This window comes from Streptomyces sp. NPDC003027, from assembly GCF_053591435.1.
Genome location: NZ_JBSFTU010000024.1, coordinates 59,063 through 73,741 on the forward strand (window position 1 = coordinate 59,063; position 14,679 = coordinate 73,741).

16 protein-coding genes and 1 riboswitch are annotated in these 14,679 nt (G+C 72.0%); of the genes, 9 read left to right on the forward strand and 7 right to left on the reverse strand.

Features of this window, described 5'->3' with window-relative positions:
* Positions 1 to 46 precede the first annotated feature (46 nt).
* The 4 genes from metF to ACWDX6_RS18835 form a co-directional block, all read right to left on the reverse strand.
* Positions 47 to 964, reverse strand: coding sequence for a methylenetetrahydrofolate reductase [NAD(P)H] (metF, locus tag ACWDX6_RS18820; RefSeq protein WP_451486015.1), 918 nt, complete (start codon positions 962 to 964; stop codon positions 47 to 49).
* A gap of 56 nt (positions 965 to 1,020) precedes the next feature.
* Complete coding sequence (gene thiE, locus ACWDX6_RS18825; RefSeq protein WP_451486016.1) at positions 1,021 to 1,683, reverse strand: thiamine phosphate synthase; 663 nt, start codon at positions 1,681 to 1,683, stop codon at positions 1,021 to 1,023.
* Between the two features lie 86 nt (positions 1,684 to 1,769).
* On the reverse strand, positions 1,770 to 2,135 hold the full coding sequence (locus tag ACWDX6_RS18830; protein WP_451486017.1) for an Rv2175c family DNA-binding protein: 366 nt from the start codon (positions 2,133 to 2,135) through the stop codon (positions 1,770 to 1,772).
* Positions 2,136 to 2,178: 43 nt separating this feature from the next.
* The gene (locus ACWDX6_RS18835) at positions 2,179 to 3,393 is read right to left on the reverse strand and encodes an NAD(P)/FAD-dependent oxidoreductase (protein WP_451486018.1); all 1,215 of its coding nucleotides are present in this window, start codon (positions 3,391 to 3,393) and stop codon (positions 2,179 to 2,181) included.
* Positions 3,394 to 3,579: 186 nt separating this feature from the next.
* Positions 3,580 to 3,692, forward strand: a riboswitch (TPP riboswitch).
* 9 nt (positions 3,693 to 3,701) lie between these two features.
* Between ACWDX6_RS18835 and thiO the strand changes: the two genes are divergently transcribed.
* The 6 genes from thiO (at position 3,702) to ACWDX6_RS18865 (ending at position 9,429) form a co-directional block, all read left to right on the forward strand.
* Positions 3,702 to 4,868, forward strand: coding sequence for a glycine oxidase ThiO (gene thiO / locus ACWDX6_RS18840; RefSeq protein ID WP_451486057.1), 1,167 nt, complete (start codon positions 3,702 to 3,704; stop codon positions 4,866 to 4,868).
* A gap of 5 nt (positions 4,869 to 4,873) precedes the next feature.
* Complete coding sequence (thiS, locus tag ACWDX6_RS18845) at positions 4,874 to 5,074, forward strand: sulfur carrier protein ThiS (protein WP_451486058.1); 201 nt, start codon at positions 4,874 to 4,876, stop codon at positions 5,072 to 5,074.
* A 5-nt stretch (positions 5,075 to 5,079) separates the two neighbouring features.
* Positions 5,080 to 5,874: a thiazole synthase gene (locus ACWDX6_RS18850; protein WP_451486019.1), complete on the forward strand. Its 795-nt coding sequence runs from the start codon at positions 5,080 to 5,082 to the stop codon at positions 5,872 to 5,874.
* Between the two features lie 138 nt (positions 5,875 to 6,012).
* Positions 6,013 to 7,953 carry a Stk1 family PASTA domain-containing Ser/Thr kinase gene (gene pknB / locus ACWDX6_RS18855; protein ID WP_451486020.1) on the forward strand — a complete coding sequence of 647 codons (1,941 nt, stop codon included), beginning with the start codon at positions 6,013 to 6,015 and terminating at the stop codon, positions 7,951 to 7,953.
* A gap of 6 nt (positions 7,954 to 7,959) precedes the next feature.
* Entirely contained in the window at positions 7,960 to 8,811 is an 852-nt protein-coding gene (locus ACWDX6_RS18860; RefSeq protein WP_451486021.1) for a deoxyribonuclease IV, read from the forward strand.
* A 78-nt stretch (positions 8,812 to 8,889) separates the two neighbouring features.
* A complete protein-coding gene (locus tag ACWDX6_RS18865; RefSeq protein ID WP_451486022.1) occupies positions 8,890 to 9,429 on the forward strand; it encodes a DUF4396 domain-containing protein in 540 nt (179 codons plus the stop codon).
* 29 nt (positions 9,430 to 9,458) lie between these two features.
* Here ACWDX6_RS18865 and ACWDX6_RS18870 read toward each other — a convergent pair whose 3' ends face one another.
* Positions 9,459 to 10,091: a sulfite oxidase-like oxidoreductase gene (locus ACWDX6_RS18870; RefSeq protein WP_451486023.1), complete on the reverse strand. Its 633-nt coding sequence runs from the start codon at positions 10,089 to 10,091 to the stop codon at positions 9,459 to 9,461.
* Positions 10,092 to 10,265: 174 nt separating this feature from the next.
* Between ACWDX6_RS18870 and bfr the strand changes: the two genes are divergently transcribed.
* The gene (gene bfr, locus ACWDX6_RS18875) at positions 10,266 to 10,742 is read left to right on the forward strand and encodes a bacterioferritin (RefSeq protein ID WP_403289281.1); all 477 of its coding nucleotides are present in this window, start codon (positions 10,266 to 10,268) and stop codon (positions 10,740 to 10,742) included.
* A gap of 54 nt (positions 10,743 to 10,796) precedes the next feature.
* On the opposite strand, the gene ACWDX6_RS18880 is transcribed toward bfr, so the two are convergent.
* Together ACWDX6_RS18880 and ACWDX6_RS18885 are read right to left on the reverse strand one after the other, a co-directional pair.
* Positions 10,797 to 11,051 carry a (2Fe-2S)-binding protein gene (locus tag ACWDX6_RS18880; protein ID WP_451486024.1) on the reverse strand — a complete coding sequence of 85 codons (255 nt, stop codon included), beginning with the start codon at positions 11,049 to 11,051 and terminating at the stop codon, positions 10,797 to 10,799.
* A gap of 138 nt (positions 11,052 to 11,189) precedes the next feature.
* Positions 11,190 to 12,539: a class II 3-deoxy-7-phosphoheptulonate synthase gene (locus ACWDX6_RS18885; protein WP_451486025.1), complete on the reverse strand. Its 1,350-nt coding sequence runs from the start codon at positions 12,537 to 12,539 to the stop codon at positions 11,190 to 11,192.
* Between the two features lie 114 nt (positions 12,540 to 12,653).
* Between ACWDX6_RS18885 and ACWDX6_RS18890 the strand changes: the two genes are divergently transcribed.
* The gene (locus ACWDX6_RS18890; protein ID WP_078513512.1) at positions 12,654 to 12,710 is read left to right on the forward strand and encodes a trp operon leader peptide; all 57 of its coding nucleotides are present in this window, start codon (positions 12,654 to 12,656) and stop codon (positions 12,708 to 12,710) included.
* Positions 12,711 to 12,804: 94 nt separating this feature from the next.
* Positions 12,805 to 14,673, forward strand: a complete 1,869-nt coding sequence (locus ACWDX6_RS18895) for an anthranilate synthase family protein (RefSeq protein ID WP_451486026.1) — start codon at positions 12,805 to 12,807, stop codon at positions 14,671 to 14,673.
* Positions 14,674 to 14,679: the final 6 nt, after the last annotated feature.

Sequence of the window (14,679 nt, forward strand, 5' to 3'; positions counted from 1 at the left end):
CCCCTCTCCTACGGCCACCGCCGCGGGTCTGGGGCGGGTACGCCGGTCACGGCTGCTTGTGCAGTCCGAGGTTTTCGTGGATCTCGAGCGTCGCGGTGGAGTTGTTCAGCGTGATGAAGTGCAGTCCGGGGACACCCTCGGAGAGCAGACGCGCGCAGAACTCCGTCGCGAACTCGATGCCAATGGAGCGTACAGCGGCCGGATCGTCCTTGACGGCGAGGATGCGTTCTTTCACGGCCGCGGGGAAGGCCGCGTTGCTCAGCTGGGGCAGCCGGTCGAGGGTCCGGACGTTCACCACGGGCATGACTTCGGGGATGATCGGCGTGTCGCAGCCCGCCTTCTCCACGCTGTCGCGCATCCGGAGGTAGTTCTCCGGGTCGAAGAACATCTGCGTGATGGCGTAGTCGGCGCCGGCGCGGCACTTGTCCACGAAGTGCCGGATGTCCGTGTCCCAGTCGGTGGAGCGCGGGTGCATCTCGGGGAAGGCGGCGACGCCGACGCAGAAGTCTCCGGACTCCTTGATCAGCCGGACCAGGTCGGCGGCGTACTGGACACCCTGCGGGTGCTCCACCCACTCCCCCAGGGGGTCGCCCGGCGGGTCGCCGCGCAGTGCGAGCATGTTGCGGATCCCGGCGTCGGCGTACTGGCCGAGGACGTTGCGCAGCTCGGCGACCGAGTGGTCGACGGCGGTGAGGTGCGCCACCGGCGTGAGGGTGGTGTCGGCGGCGATCTGCTGGGTGGCCTTGACCGTCCCGCCACGGGTGGTTCCGCCGGCGCCGTAGGTGACGGAGACGAAGCTCGGTCCGACCGCCTCGACTCTTCGCAGGGCGTTCCACAGGCTCCGCTCGCCCTTCTCGGTCCGGGGCGCGAAGAACTCGAAGGAGTACGAGGACTTGCCGGACGCGAGGATGTCGCGGACCGTGCGTGCGCGGTCCGAGCGGGTGGAAGCGGTACCAAGGGCCATACGGGCAGGTTAGACGGGGTGCCCCCGCCGATGGAGCGGAGTCCGAAAGATGGACATCATCCGTTGGCCCTTTCGCGGACCCGCTTGGCCAGCCGGGCCGCCGCCGCGGCCGGGTCGTCGGCCTCGGTGATCGCCCGGACGACGACGACGCGCCGGGCGCCCGCGTCCAGGACCTCGTCGAGGGTGGTCTCGTCGATCCCGCCGATGGCGAACCAGGGCCGGTCCTGTCCTTCGGCCTCCAGGGAGGCGGCGTACCGCACGAGCCCGAGCCCCGGGGCGTACCGCCCGGGCTTGGTGGGGGTGGGCCAGCAGGGTCCGGTGCAGAAGTAGTCCACGCCCGGTTCGGCGGCGGCCGCGGCCACCTCGGACTCGGCGTGGCAGGAGCGGCCGATCAGCACCTCGTTGCCGAGGATGGCCCGGGCCGCGGGCACGGGCAGGTCGCCCTGGCCGAGGTGGAGCACGTCGGAGCCGATGGCGTGGGCGACGTCCGCGCGGTCGTTCACGGCGAGCAGTGTGCCGTGCCTGCGGCAGGCGTCGGCGAGGACGGCGAGATGCTCCAGCTCCTCGCCGGCCTCCATGCCCTTGTCGCGGAGCTGCACGATGTCCACGCCGGAGGAGAGCACGGCGTCGAGGAACGCGGGCAGGTCGCCCTGGCGCTTGCGGGCGTCCGTGCAGAGGTAGAGCCGGGCGTCGGCGAGCCGCTCGCGTGGCGTGGACATGGGTGCTTCCCCCCGTTGGCTGCGGCGGTCCCGTGGGGCCGGGCGGGCCGGCCCCACGGGATCTCCTGTGGTGTCTTCGGTGTGCGTCAGACGGCGAGCGCCTGGGCGCGGCGCTTCACCTCCGTGCCGCGATTCTCGCTGAGGGCCTGCGCGGGCGTGCCCGGCAGGGTCGGGTCGGGAGTGAAGAGCCACTCCAGCATCTCTTCGTCGGTGAAGCCGTCGTCCTTCAGGAGCGTCAGGGTCCCGGAGAGGCCCTTGACCACCTTGTCGCCGTCGATGAAGGCGGCGGGGACCTGAAGCGCCCTGTTCTCACCACGGCGTACGGCGATCAGCTGGCCCTCCTTGACCAGCTGCCGGACGCGCGTCACCTCGACACCGAGCATTTCGGCGATGTCGGGGAGGTAGAGCCAGGCGGGGACGAGAGCATCGATTCTTGCGTCAATCTCGGTCACGGCACCAGCCTGCCATCCCGGACCGACAGTCGGAAGTCGGGCCCTATTCGACGGCCGCCTTCAGGGGTACGGAGGGGTCGGTCGCCCGCTCCAGGGCGACCCTCATACCCGCCTCGATGAGTTTGCGGCCCTGGGCCAGGTCGCGGGGGCGGCCGACGGCGAGCAGGGCGACCAGGACGCCTGCGCGCAGCCAGAGGACGGACCAGGAGGCGCCGGCCGGGTCGCCGCGCCGGACCAGCTCGTCGGCGCCCGTGTGGTGCCCGGCGTACTGGACGAAGCGCCCGAACTGCTCGGACCAGAAGTAGGGCACCGGGTCGTAGACCCGGGGGGTCTCGCCGATGATGTCGGCCGCGACCGTGCGCGGTCCCTGGAGGGCGTTGTCCCAGTGGTGGACCAGGAGCCGTTCCTCGTAGCGGGCGGAGGGGAAGGAGGCGCAGTCGCCGACGGCGTACACGTCGGGCAGGGAGGTCCTGAGCCGGTCGTCGGCGGTGATCGCGCCGCCCGCGTCCAGGGCGATGCCGGAGCCGTCGAGCCAGTCGGTGGCGGGCCGGGCCCCGATGCCGACGACGACGGCGTCGGCGGGCAGCGTCCGGCCGTCGGCCAGGACGACGCTGCCGGGTTCGATCCGCCGCACGCGCGCGTGGGTGAGGAGAGCGGCGCCGCTCTCCTCGTACCACCGGGCCATCGGGGCGGCGACGTCGGCGGGCAGCGCGCCCGCGAGCGGGCGGTCGGCGGCCTCGACGACGGTGACGGCGCAGCCGGCCTCGCGCGCGGCGGTGGCGAACTCGGCGCCGATCCAGCCCGCGCCGACCACCACGATGTCGTGGCGCCGCTCCAGGACGGGCTTGAGCCGGGCGGCGTCGTCGAGGGTGCGCAGCAGGTGGACGCCGGGCACGCCCTCGGTGCCGGGCAGGGTGACCGGCTGGGCTCCGGTGGCGATGACGAGGACGTCGTACGGCACGGGTCCGGCCTCGGTGTCGACCTCGTGGGCTTCGGCGCGCAGGCCGGTCACTTCCAGGCCGAGGCGCAGCTCGATGGAGAGTGCTTCGAAGTCGACGTCGAAGGCCGAGTCCTCGGCTTTGCCGAGGAGCACCGCCTTGGAGAGCGGGGGCCGGTCGTAGGGCTGGTGCGGTTCGGCTCCGATCAGGGTGACGGGGCCCGCGAAGCCCTGTTCGCGCAGGGCGACGGCGGTCTGCACTCCCGCCATGCCGGCGCCCACGATCACGACGTGCTGCTGTGCCTGCTTCTGCTCGCTCACCCGATCACCTTACGCATCTGACGGAACGTCAGGAAGGTGGCCACTCCACCGCGCCGGTGCCGGAACCTTCCAGGGACTCCCTTGCCCGGCACGGCCCCCGCCGAACGCGCCCGTGGGGTGACGTCGGTCCCACAGCGGAGGCTCCCTACGCGGCGCGAGCGGCGGGGGATAGTCTGACCGTCAACGTAGAGCACTCACGGGAGCCCGGACGGACCGGGCTGAGAGGGAGGCTGACCGGCCTCCGACCGTACGAACCTGATCCGGGTCATGCCGGCGAAGGGAGGGGCTGGACGCCCATGCCATCACGTATGCCACACGTCCGTACGTCCTGCGACGTCCTCGTCATCGGGGGCGGGATCATCGGCCTCGTCACGGCCTGGCGGGCGGCGCAGCGCGGGCTGCGCACCGCCGTGGCCGACCCCGAACCCGGCGGCGGGGCCGCGCGGGTCGCGGCCGGCATGCTCGCCGCCGTCACCGAACTCCACTACGGCGAGGAGACCCTGCTCGGGCTCAACCTCGCCTCCGCCCGCCGCTACCCGGCCTTCGTCGCCGAACTGGGCGAGGCCACGGGCCACGACGTGGGCTACCGCGCGTGCGGGACGCTCGCCGTCGCGCTCGACGCGGACGACCGGGCGCATCTGCGGGAGCTGCACGCCCTGCAGACCCGCTGCGGCCTGGAGTCGGAGTGGCTCAGCGGGCGCGACTGCCGCCGCCTCGAACCGATGCTCGCTCCGGGGGTCCGCGGCGGGCTCCGGGTCGACGGCGACCACCAGGTGGATCCGCGCCGGCTCGCCGCCGCGCTGGTCGTCGCCTGCGAACGCGCCGGCGTGGTCTTCCACCGGAGCGTCGCCGACCGTCTGACCGTCGTGCGCGACCGGGCCGCGGGTGCGGTGCTCGCGGACGGCACGGAGCCGGCGGCCGAGCAGGTCGTGCTGGCCGCGGGCAGCCTCAGCGGCCGGCTCGGCGGCGTGCCGCCGGACGTCCTGCCTCCCGTACGCCCCGTCAAGGGGCAGGTGCTGCGGCTGACCGTGCCGCCCGCGTACGCGCCGTTCCTGTCCCGCACGGTCCGGGCCGTGGTGCGCGGCAGCCACGTCTATCTGGTGCCGCGCGAGAGCGGCGAGCTGGTCGTCGGCGCGACCAGCGAGGAGCTCGGCTGGGACACCACCGTCACGGCGGGCGGGGTGTACGAGCTGCTGCGCGACGCGCACGAGCTGGTGCCGGGCATCACCGAGCTGCCGCTCACCGAGACCCGGGCGGGTCTGCGGCCCGCGTCCCCGGACAACGCGCCGCTGCTCGGCCCGAGCGCGCTGCCGGGCCTCCAGCTGGCCACCGGCCACTACCGCAACGGGGTGCTGCTCACGCCCGTCACCGGCGACGTCATGGCGGAGGTGCTGACCACCGGCACGCTCCCGGACGAGGCCCGCCCCTTCACCCCCCGCCGCTTCTCTCCCGTACGTCTGGAGCAGCCCGCATGAACGTGCTGAACGTGTCCGTGAACGGGGAGCCGCGCGAGCTCCCCGGCCCCGTCTCGCTCGACGCCCTGGTCGCCACCCTGACCACGGCCCCCTCGGGGGTGGCCGCGGCCGTCAACGAGACCGTCGTGCCGCGCGGCCAGTGGTCCGCGACCTTCCTCGGCGAGGGCGACCGGGTCGAGGTCCTCACCGCGGTGCAGGGGGGCTGAGCGCGATGTCCGACGACGTTTTCGTGCTGGGCGGTACGGAGTTCTCCTCGCGCCTGATCATGGGCACGGGCGGCGCGCCCAGCCTGGACATGCTGGAGCGCTCGCTGATCGCCAGCGGTACGGAGCTGACCACGGTGGCGATGCGCCGCCTGGACCCGACCGTGCAGGGCTCGATCCTGTCGGTTCTGGACCGGCTCGGCATCCGGGTGCTGCCCAACACGGCGGGCTGCTTCACGGCGGGCGAGGCCGTGCTGACCGCCCGGCTCGCCCGGGAGGCGCTGAGCACCAAGTGGATCAAGCTGGAGGTGGTCGCGGACGAGCGGACGCTGCTGCCGGATCCGATCGAGCTGCTCGACGCCGCGGAAACCCTGGTGGACGACGGCTTCACGGTCCTGCCGTACACCAACGACGACCCGGTGCTCGCCCGGAAGCTGGAGGACGTGGGATGCGCGGCGATCATGCCGCTGGGGTCGCCGATCGGCTCCGGGCTCGGCATCCGCAACCCGCACAACTTCCAGCTGATCGTCGAGCGCGCCGGAGTGCCGGTGATCATGGACGCGGGGGCGGGGACGGCGTCGGACGCGGCGCTGGCGATGGAGCTGGGGTGTGCGGCGGTGCTGCTGGCGTCGGCGGTGACGCGGGCGCAGGAGCCGGTGCTCATGGCGTCGGCGATGCGGCACGCCGTCGAGGGGGGCCGGCTGGCGTGGCGGGCGGGCCGCATCCCGCGCCGCCACTTCGCGGAGGCCTCCTCACCGACGGAGGGCCTCGCCGCCCTGGACCCGGAACGACCGGCGTTCTGACCGTGTGACCTTCACCGCCTCGCGCCGCCTGCCCGGGCGGTCCCGGGCCGCCCCCGGCCCGCCCGGCCTGTCACAGCCGCGCTGCAGTCGGGCGGCGGCCGGGACGGGGTGTCAGCGGGGGCTCGTAAACTCGGCACCGTGGACACGACCCTCCAGGACCCGACCCCCAGCCCTTCGGGCTGGGAGGACCCCATCGTCGGGCAGCTGCTCGACGGCCGCTACCGCGTCGACGCACGCGTCGCCGTCGGCGGCATGGCCACGGTCTACCGGGCCGTCGACACCCGTCTCGACCGGGTGCTCGCGCTCAAGGTGATGCATCCGGCGCTGGCGGCCGACGCCGTCTTCGTCGAGCGGTTCATCCGCGAGGCCAAGTCGGTCGCGCGCCTCTCCCACCCCAATGTCGTCGGCGTCTTCGACCAGAGCGCCGACGGCGCGTACGTCTACCTCGCGATGGAGTACGTCGCCGGCTGCACCCTCCGCGACGTGCTGCGGGAGCGCGGCGCCCTCCAGCCCCGGGCCGCGCTCGACATCCTGGAGCCCGTGCTCGCCGCCCTCGGCGCCGCGCACCGGGCCGGGTTCGTGCACCGGGACATGAAGCCGGAGAACGTCCTGATAGGGGACGACGGCCGGGTCAAGGTCGCCGACTTCGGTCTCGTACGGGCCGTCGGCTCGGCCACGGACACCACCGGCTCCGTCCTCGGGACCGTCTCGTACCTCGCCCCCGAGCAGATCGAGCACGGCACCGCCGACACCCGCGCCGACGTGTACGCCTGCGGTGTCGTGCTGTACGAGATGCTGACCGGCGGCAAGCCGCACGACGGGGACACCCCCGCCCAGGTCCTCTACCGGCACCTGAACACGGACGTACCGGCCCCCTCCGCCGAGGTCCCCGGGCTCGCCCTCGAACTGGACGAGCTGGTGGCGAGCGCCACGGCCCGCAACCCCGATGTCCGTCCGCACGACGCCGTCGCGCTGCTCGCCCTGGCCCGGGACGCCCGCGCGGCGCTCGGCGAGGAGCAGCTCGACGCCGTACCGCCGCAGGCGCGCACCGAGGGGGGCGTGCGGGACCACGACCGCTCCGAGGACCGGACCAGCGTCATCCCGCGCGCGGTGCCGCAGCACACCAGTCGGCTCGCGATGCCGCCGGAGCCACCGCCGCGGGCGCGGTCGGAGCGACGGCCCGGCCGTCCCGCCCGCCGCGGCCCGCTCCTCGTCCTCGCCGCCGTCCTGCTGGCCCTCGGGGTCGGCGGCGGCGTCTGGTACATCAACTCCGGCCAGTTCACCCGCGTCCCGGCCGTGCTCGGCCAGACCGAGGCGCAGGCCGGCGAGCGGCTGAGGGACGCCGGTCTGGACGTCGGGCAGACCCGGCGCGCGTTCAGCGAGGTCTACGAACGCGGCACGGTCATGGCCACCGATCCCGCTCCGGGCGAACGCATACGCGGCAACGGCACGGTGACCCTCACGCTGTCCCGGGGCCCCGAGGTCGTGAAGGTCCCCAACCTCAAGCGGAAGCCGCTCACGGAGGCCAAGCGGCTCCTGGCCGAAGAGGGTCTGGCACCCGGTGTGGTCACCGAGGCCTTCAGCCAGGACGTCCCGCAGGGCGCCGTGATCAGCTCCGACCCGGAGCCCGGCACCGACCGCGCCCCCGACTCCGCCGTCGCGCTGGTCGTCAGCAAGGGCGTCCCGATCGACGTACCCGACGTCGCCGGTGAGTCGGTGGCCGACGCCACCGAGACGCTCCAGGACGCGGGTCTGACCGTGAGGATCGCGGCGGAGCGGATCCACTCCCCCGAGGTGGCCGGTTCGGTCGCCGCCCAGTCACTCGCCGAGGGCAGCCGCGCCGCCGAGGGCGACACGATCACCCTCACCGTCTCCAAGGGCCCGCGGGCGGTCGACGTCCCCGACGTCACGGGCGAGAAGGCCGACGCCGCCCGCGAGCGGCTGGAGGGCGCGGGCTTCGAGGTGAAGATCGAGAAGACCTTCCCCTTCCTCGGCGACACCGTCGCGAGCCAGTCCGTCGAGGGCGGCTCGACCGCCCCGGAGGGCTCCACCATCACCCTCACGATCAAGGGACTGTAGAGACTCATGCGCAACCCCGTCGGCGGCCATGTCCCCGTGGCCGGCGGCCTCGCCACCACCGGTCTCGCCTACGCACGCGACCTGGGAGCCGAAGCCGTCCAGGTCTTCGTCGCCAACCCGCGTGGCTGGGCCACCCCGGTCGGCAACCCGGCACAGGACGAGCGGTTCCGCACCGAGTGCGAGGCCGCCGGGATCTCGGCCTGGGTCCACGCCCCGTACCTGATCAACTTCGGCTCCCACACCGAGGCCACCGCCGAGCGGTCGGTGGAGTCGCTGCGGCACTCGCTGCGCCGCGCCCGGGAGATCGGCGCGAAGGGCGTGGTCGTCCACACCGGCTCGGCGACCGGAGGCCGCCCCCGCGAGGAGGCGCTGGCGCAGGTACGGGAGCGGATGCTGCCGCTGCTCGACGAGCTGACGCATGCGGACGACCCCTTCCTGCTCCTGGAGTCGACGGCCGGCCAGGGTTTCTCGCTCTGCTCGCGCACCTGGGACTTCGGACCGTACTTCGACGCGCTCGACCACCACCCCAGGCTCGGCGTCTGTCTGGACACCTGCCACATCTTCGCCGCCGGCCACGACCTCGCCGGGCCGCACGGCATGGTCCAGACCCTCGACCTGCTGGTCGAGACGGTGGGCGAGGGCCGGCTGAAGCTGATCCACGCCAATGACTCCAAGGACGTCGTCGGCGCGCACAAGGACCGGCACGCGAACATCGGGGCGGGCCACATCGGCCAGGAGGCGTTCCGGACGCTGATGCGCCACCCCGCGACCGAGGGCGTGCCGCTGGTCATCGAGACGCCGGGCGGGAAGGAAGGGCATGTCGCGGACGTGGAGCTGCTGAAGAAGCTCAGGGAGTGATTCCCTGTTGAGGAATACCCCTAGGGGGTATACGGTTTCTGGGTAGGCAGGAACCGTCACCCGTGTTGGGGGCTCGTCATGCAGCACGAAGCGCACACCCACCACCACCCCGACCACGAGAACCACGCCGGTCACCAGAACCACGCCGGCCAGGGCGCCCACGAGCACCACGGCGGCGGCAAGGTCAGCTGGTCGATGGCCATGAAGGCGACGCTGCACTGCCTCACCGGATGCGCCATCGGCGAGGTCCTCGGCATGATCATCGGAACCGCGCTCGGCTGGGGCAACGCCCCGACGATGGCGCTCGCCATCGTCCTGGCCTTCTTCTTCGGCTACTCCCTGACCCTCTGGGCCGTCGTCCGCGCGGGGCTGGCCCTGAAGGCCGCCATCGGCGTCGCGCTCGCCGCCGACACCCTCTCCATCACCGTGATGGAGGTCGTCGACAACGGCGTCCTGCTGCTGGTGCCGGGCGCCATGGACGCGCACCTCGCGGACGGGCTCTTCTGGGGCGCGCTGGCCTTCGCCTTCCTCGTCGCGTTCGTGGTCACCACACCGGTCAACAAGTGGATGATCGGCCGCGGCAAGGGCCACGCGGTGGTCCACCGGTACCACCACTGAGACCGGCCGGGAGGGACGGTCCGGGGCGGCTACAGCTCCGGGCCGTCTCCCGGTTCCTCCTGGTAGGAGTAGCGCTGCTCGGTCCAGGGGTCACCGATGTTGTGATAGCCGCGCTCCTCCCAGAAGCCACGGCGGTCGGCGGTCATGTACTCCACGCCGCGGACCCACTTGGGCCCCTTCCAGGCGTACAGGTGCGGCACCACGAGCCGCAGCGGGAAGCCGTGCTCGGCGGTGAGCAGCTCGCCGTCCTTGTGCGTGGCGAAGATCGTGCTCTCGGCGGCGAAGTCGGAGAGCCGCATGTTGGCGCTGAAGCCGTACTCGGCCCAGACCATCACATGGGTGACACGGGCGGCCGGCGGGGCCAGTTCGAGGATCGTACGGGCGGGCACACCCCCCCATTCGGCCCCCAGCATGCTGAATTTCGTCACGCAGTGCAGATCGGCCACGACCGTGGAGAACGGCAGCGCCGAGAACTCCTCGTGGTTCCAGCAGCGCTTGTCGCCGTCGGCCGTCGCGCCGAAGACCCGGAACTCCCAGCGGTCCGGCTTGAACCTGGGCACGGGGCCGTAGTGGGTGACCGGCCAGCCGCGCTGCAGCCGCTGGCCCGGCGGAAGATCCGACTGCCCCGCTTCCCGGTGTACTCCGCTCTCCGGCTGACCCATGTCATCCATGGTGACAGACGGCGAGGGGTGGTCATGACCAGTGAACGCGCCCGGGATGCCTTATTCGGGCAAGTCCCACTAAGCCTGCACTTACTGGACGACCCCCATCCGTGGTGCGAGGATGCGGCCATCCTGCCCAGTCAGACGTAGACATGTGTGGAAGGAGCCTCTGCGATGCAGGGCGACCCCGAGGTCCTCGAGTTCCTCAACGAGCAGCTGACCGGCGAGCTGACGGCCATCAACCAGTACTGGCTGCACTACCGCATCCAGGACAACAAGGGCTGGACCAAGCTCGCCAAGTACACCCGCGAAGAGTCCATCGATGAGATGAAGCACGCGGACAAGCTGACCGAACGCATCCTGATGCTGGACGGGCTGCCCAATTACCAGCGGCTCTTCCATGTGCGGGTCGGCCAGACGGTCACCGAGATGTTCCAGGCGGACCGACAGGTGGAGGTGGAGGCGATCGACCGCCTCAAGCGCGGGATCGAGGTCATGCGCACCAAGGGCGACATCACCTCGGCCAACCTCTTCGAGGAGATCCTCGCCGACGAGGAGCACCACATCGACTACCTCGACACCCAGCTGGAGCTGATCGAGAAGCTCGGCGAGGCGCTCTACCTCTCGACGCTGATCGAGCAGCCGAGCTAGCCGGCCCCCTCGGCCTCGGACGGTCCGGTCAGCCGGACGGGTCCGAGCGGGAGCCTAGGCGGCCTCAGAGAGCCCTTCGGGAACCGGGAGGTCCGTCGCCAGGGCAGGCATGCCCTGGTCCAGGAGCTCCCGTCGAGGGCAGTTGCCGCGCCCGAGGATGGCCTGGATCCGCCGCACGCAGGAACCGCAGTCGGTTCCCGCCTTGCAGGCGGAGGCGATCTGGCGAGGCGTGCAGGCACCCGCGTCCGCGTGCTCCTTGACCTGCTTCTCCGTGACACCGAAGCATGAGCAGACGTACACGCGGTTCACCTCCCGCCGAGATCGATAAGGCTAACCTAACCTTACCCGGCGCTTCTGGCGCGTAAAAGCCCTGTCAACGACTGTGGGGCGCGGATCACATGGATCCGCGCCCCACCGTCGTAGGAACGCACCTACTGATCGCGACCGCTAGTCGCGGTAGAGCTCCGCCACCAGGAACGCCAGGTCGAGCGACTGGCTGCGGTTGAGCCGGGGGTCGCAGGCCGTCTCGTAGCGCTGGTGCAGGTCGTCGACGAAGATCTCGTCGCCGCCGCCCACGCACTCGGTGACGTCGTCACCGGTGAGCTCGACGTGGATGCCGCCCGGGTGCGTGCCCAGCGCCTTGTGGACCTCGAAGAAGCCCTTGACCTCGTCGAGCACGTCGTCGAAGCGGCGGGTCTTGTGGCCGGAGGCGGCCTCGAAGGTGTTGCCGTGCATCGGGTCCGTCACCCAGGCGACGGTCGCGCCGGAGGCGGTGACCTTCTCGACCAGCTCCGGAAGCTTGTCCCGGACCTTGTCGGCGCCCATGCGGACGATGAAGGTCAGCCGGCCCGGCTCGCGCTCCGGGTCCAGGCGGTCGATGTACGTCAGCGCCTCGTCGACCGAGGTCGTCGGGCCCAGCTTGATGCCGATCGGGTTCGCGATCCGCGAGGCGAACTCGATGTGGGCGTGGTCGAGCTGGCGGGTGCGCTCACCGATCCAGACCATGTGGCCCGAGGTGTCGTACAGCTTGCCGGTCCGCGAGTCCGTACGGGTGAGGGCGCCCTCGTAGTCGAGGAGCAGCGCTTCGTGGGAGGCGTAGAACTCGACCGCGCGGAACTCGGCCGGGTCGGTGCCGCAGGCCTTCATGAAGTTCAGGGCGTTGTCGATCTCGCGCGCCAGCTGTTCGTAGCGCTGGCCCGAGGGGGACGACTTCACGAAGTCCTGGTTCCAGGCGTGCACCTGGCGCAGGTCGGCGTAGCCGCCGGTGGTGAAGGCGCGCACCAGGTTGAGCGTGGACGCGGACGCGTTGTACATCCGCTTCAGGCGCTCGGGGTCCGGGACGCGGGCCTTCTCGTTGAAGTCGAAGCCGTTGACCGAGTCGCCGCGGTAGGTCGGCAGCGTCACGCCGTCGCGGGTCTCGGTCCCCTTCGAGCGGGGCTTGGAGTACTGCCCGGCGATGCGGCCGACCTTGACGACGGGCACGGAGGCCGCGTACGTCAGGACGGCGCTCATCTGGAGCAGCGTCTTGAGCTTGGCCCTGATGTGCTCGGCGGAAACGGCGTCGAAGGCCTCGGCGCAGTCGCCGCCCTGGAGCAGGAACGCCTCGCCACGGGCGACGGCTCCCATCCGGGCGCGCAGCTGGTCGCACTCGCCCGCGAAGACGAGCGGGGGATACGACTCGAGGTCCGCGATCACATCGCGCAGAGCCTCGGCATCGGGGTACTCGGGCTGCTGCGCCGCGGGCAGGTCTCGCCAGGTCGCCTTGGCGACGGCGTGGGATTCGGCGTTCACGGTCACGCAACCAACAGTACGTGGCGAAAAGCGACGTCCAAGCCAGTGACCGCTGGGTGAGACGGATGAGACGGACACGACAGACGGACGCGGCGGGGACGATGGGCTACGATCGCCGACATGTTCGCGCAGACGACCCAGAACTGGTGGTGGACCGCTCATCCGGCGGCCCACTGACTGCGCGTACCCGAACACGCGAAGGCCGCCCGAGGGGCGGCCTTCTTCTGTTTCCCGGGCCGTTCCTCCTCCGCTCCACGGAAGGAACGCAACGATGGACCTCTCCCGCCTCCTGGACGGTTCCAGCCCCCCGTTCGCGCTGCTGCGCCGCCGCACCCCGGGCCGGGACCACGACACCGTCGAGGTGCTGACCGGCGCCGTCCACGAGGCCGAGCGCCTCGCCGAGCTGCCCGTCGGCGCGCTGCCCACCCTCGCCCTGGTGCCGTTCCGGCAGATCCGCGAGCGCGGCTTCGAGGTCCGCGACGACGGCACCCCGCTCTCCGTACTGGTCGCCGAGGAGGCGTACGAGCTGCCGCTCGCCGACGCGCTCGCACAGCTTCCGGCGCACGAGGTACGGGTGGAGGACGGCGGCTTCGACGTGTCCGACGGCGCGTACGCCGAGACCGTGCGGCGGGTGATCGACGAGGAGATCGGCTCCGGCGAGGGCGCCAACTTCGTCATCCGGCGCACCTACACCGGTGAGATCCCGGGCTTCGGGCGCGCCGACGCGCTGGCCCTCTTCCGGCGGCTGCTCACCGGTGAGCGGGGCGCGTACTGGACCTTCGTCGTCCACACCGGGGACCGGACGCTGGTGGGGGCGAGTCCGGAGGCGCACGTGCGGATGTCCGGCGGGACGGTCGTGATGAATCCGATCAGCGGCACCTACCGCTACCCGTCCGGCGCCGCGCCGACCGCCGAGGATCTGCTGGCCTTCCTCGCCGACCGCAAGGAGACCGAGGAGCTCTCGATGGTGGTCGACGAGGAGCTGAAGATGATGTGCACGGTCGGCGACATGGGCGGGGTGGTGATCGGGCCACGGCTCAAGGAGATGGCCCATCTCGCCCATACGGAGTACGAGCTGCGCGGCCGTTCGTCCCTCGACGTACGGGAGGTGCTGCGGGAGACGATGTTCGCGGCGACCGTCACCGGCTCGCCGGTGCAGAACGCCACCCGGGTCATCGAGCGCCACGAGGCCGGGGGCCGGGGCTACTACGCGGGCGCGTTGGCCCTGCTCGGGCAGGACGAGAACGGGGCCCAGACGCTGGACTCCCCCATCCTCATCCGTACCGCCGACATCTCCGCCGGCGGACGGCTGCGCGTACCGGTCGGCGCGACGCTGGTGCGGCACTCCGACCCGGCGGGCGAGGTCGCCGAGACCCACGCCAAGGCGGCGGGTGTGCTGGCCGCCCTGGGGGTACGGGAGGGGCGGCCGCGCGACGAGTCGCCCCCGGCGGCGCGGCTGGCCGACGACCCGCGGGTGCGGGCGGCGCTGGACGCCCGGCGGGCCGACCTGGCGCCGTTCTGGCTGAGGATGCAGGTCCGGTCGGCCGAACTGGCCGGCCACGCGCTGGTGATCGACGCCGAGGACACCTTCACCGCCATGCTCGCGCACCTGCTGCGCTCCTCCGGTCCGGAGGTCTCCGTGGTCCGCTACGACGAGCCGGGGCTGCGGGAGCTGGCGCTCGCCCACGACGGCCCGGTGATCCTCGGCCCGGGGCCGGGCGATCCGGGGGACGCGGCCGATCCGAAGATGCGGTTCCTGCGCGGGCTGACGGCCGAACTGGTACGGAACCACCGCCAGGGCCTGCTGGGGGTCTGCCTCGGCCACGAGCTGATCGCGGCCGAGCTGGGCCTGGAGATCGTCCGCAAGCAGGTCCCCTTCCAGGGGGCGCAGGTGCGGATCGACCTCTTCGGACAGGAGCGGACGGTCGGCTTCTACAACAGCTTCACGGCCCGCTGCGACGACCGGACCGCCACCGAACTGGCCCTGCACCGGATCGAGGTGAGCCGGGACGCCGAGTCGGGCGAGGTCCACGCCCTGCGCGGACCGGGCTTCGCGGGGGTCCAGTTCCACCCCGAGTCGGTGCTGACGATGGAGGGCGCGGCACTGACCGCGTCACTGCTGGCCGGCGTGCTGGTCTGACGTCCT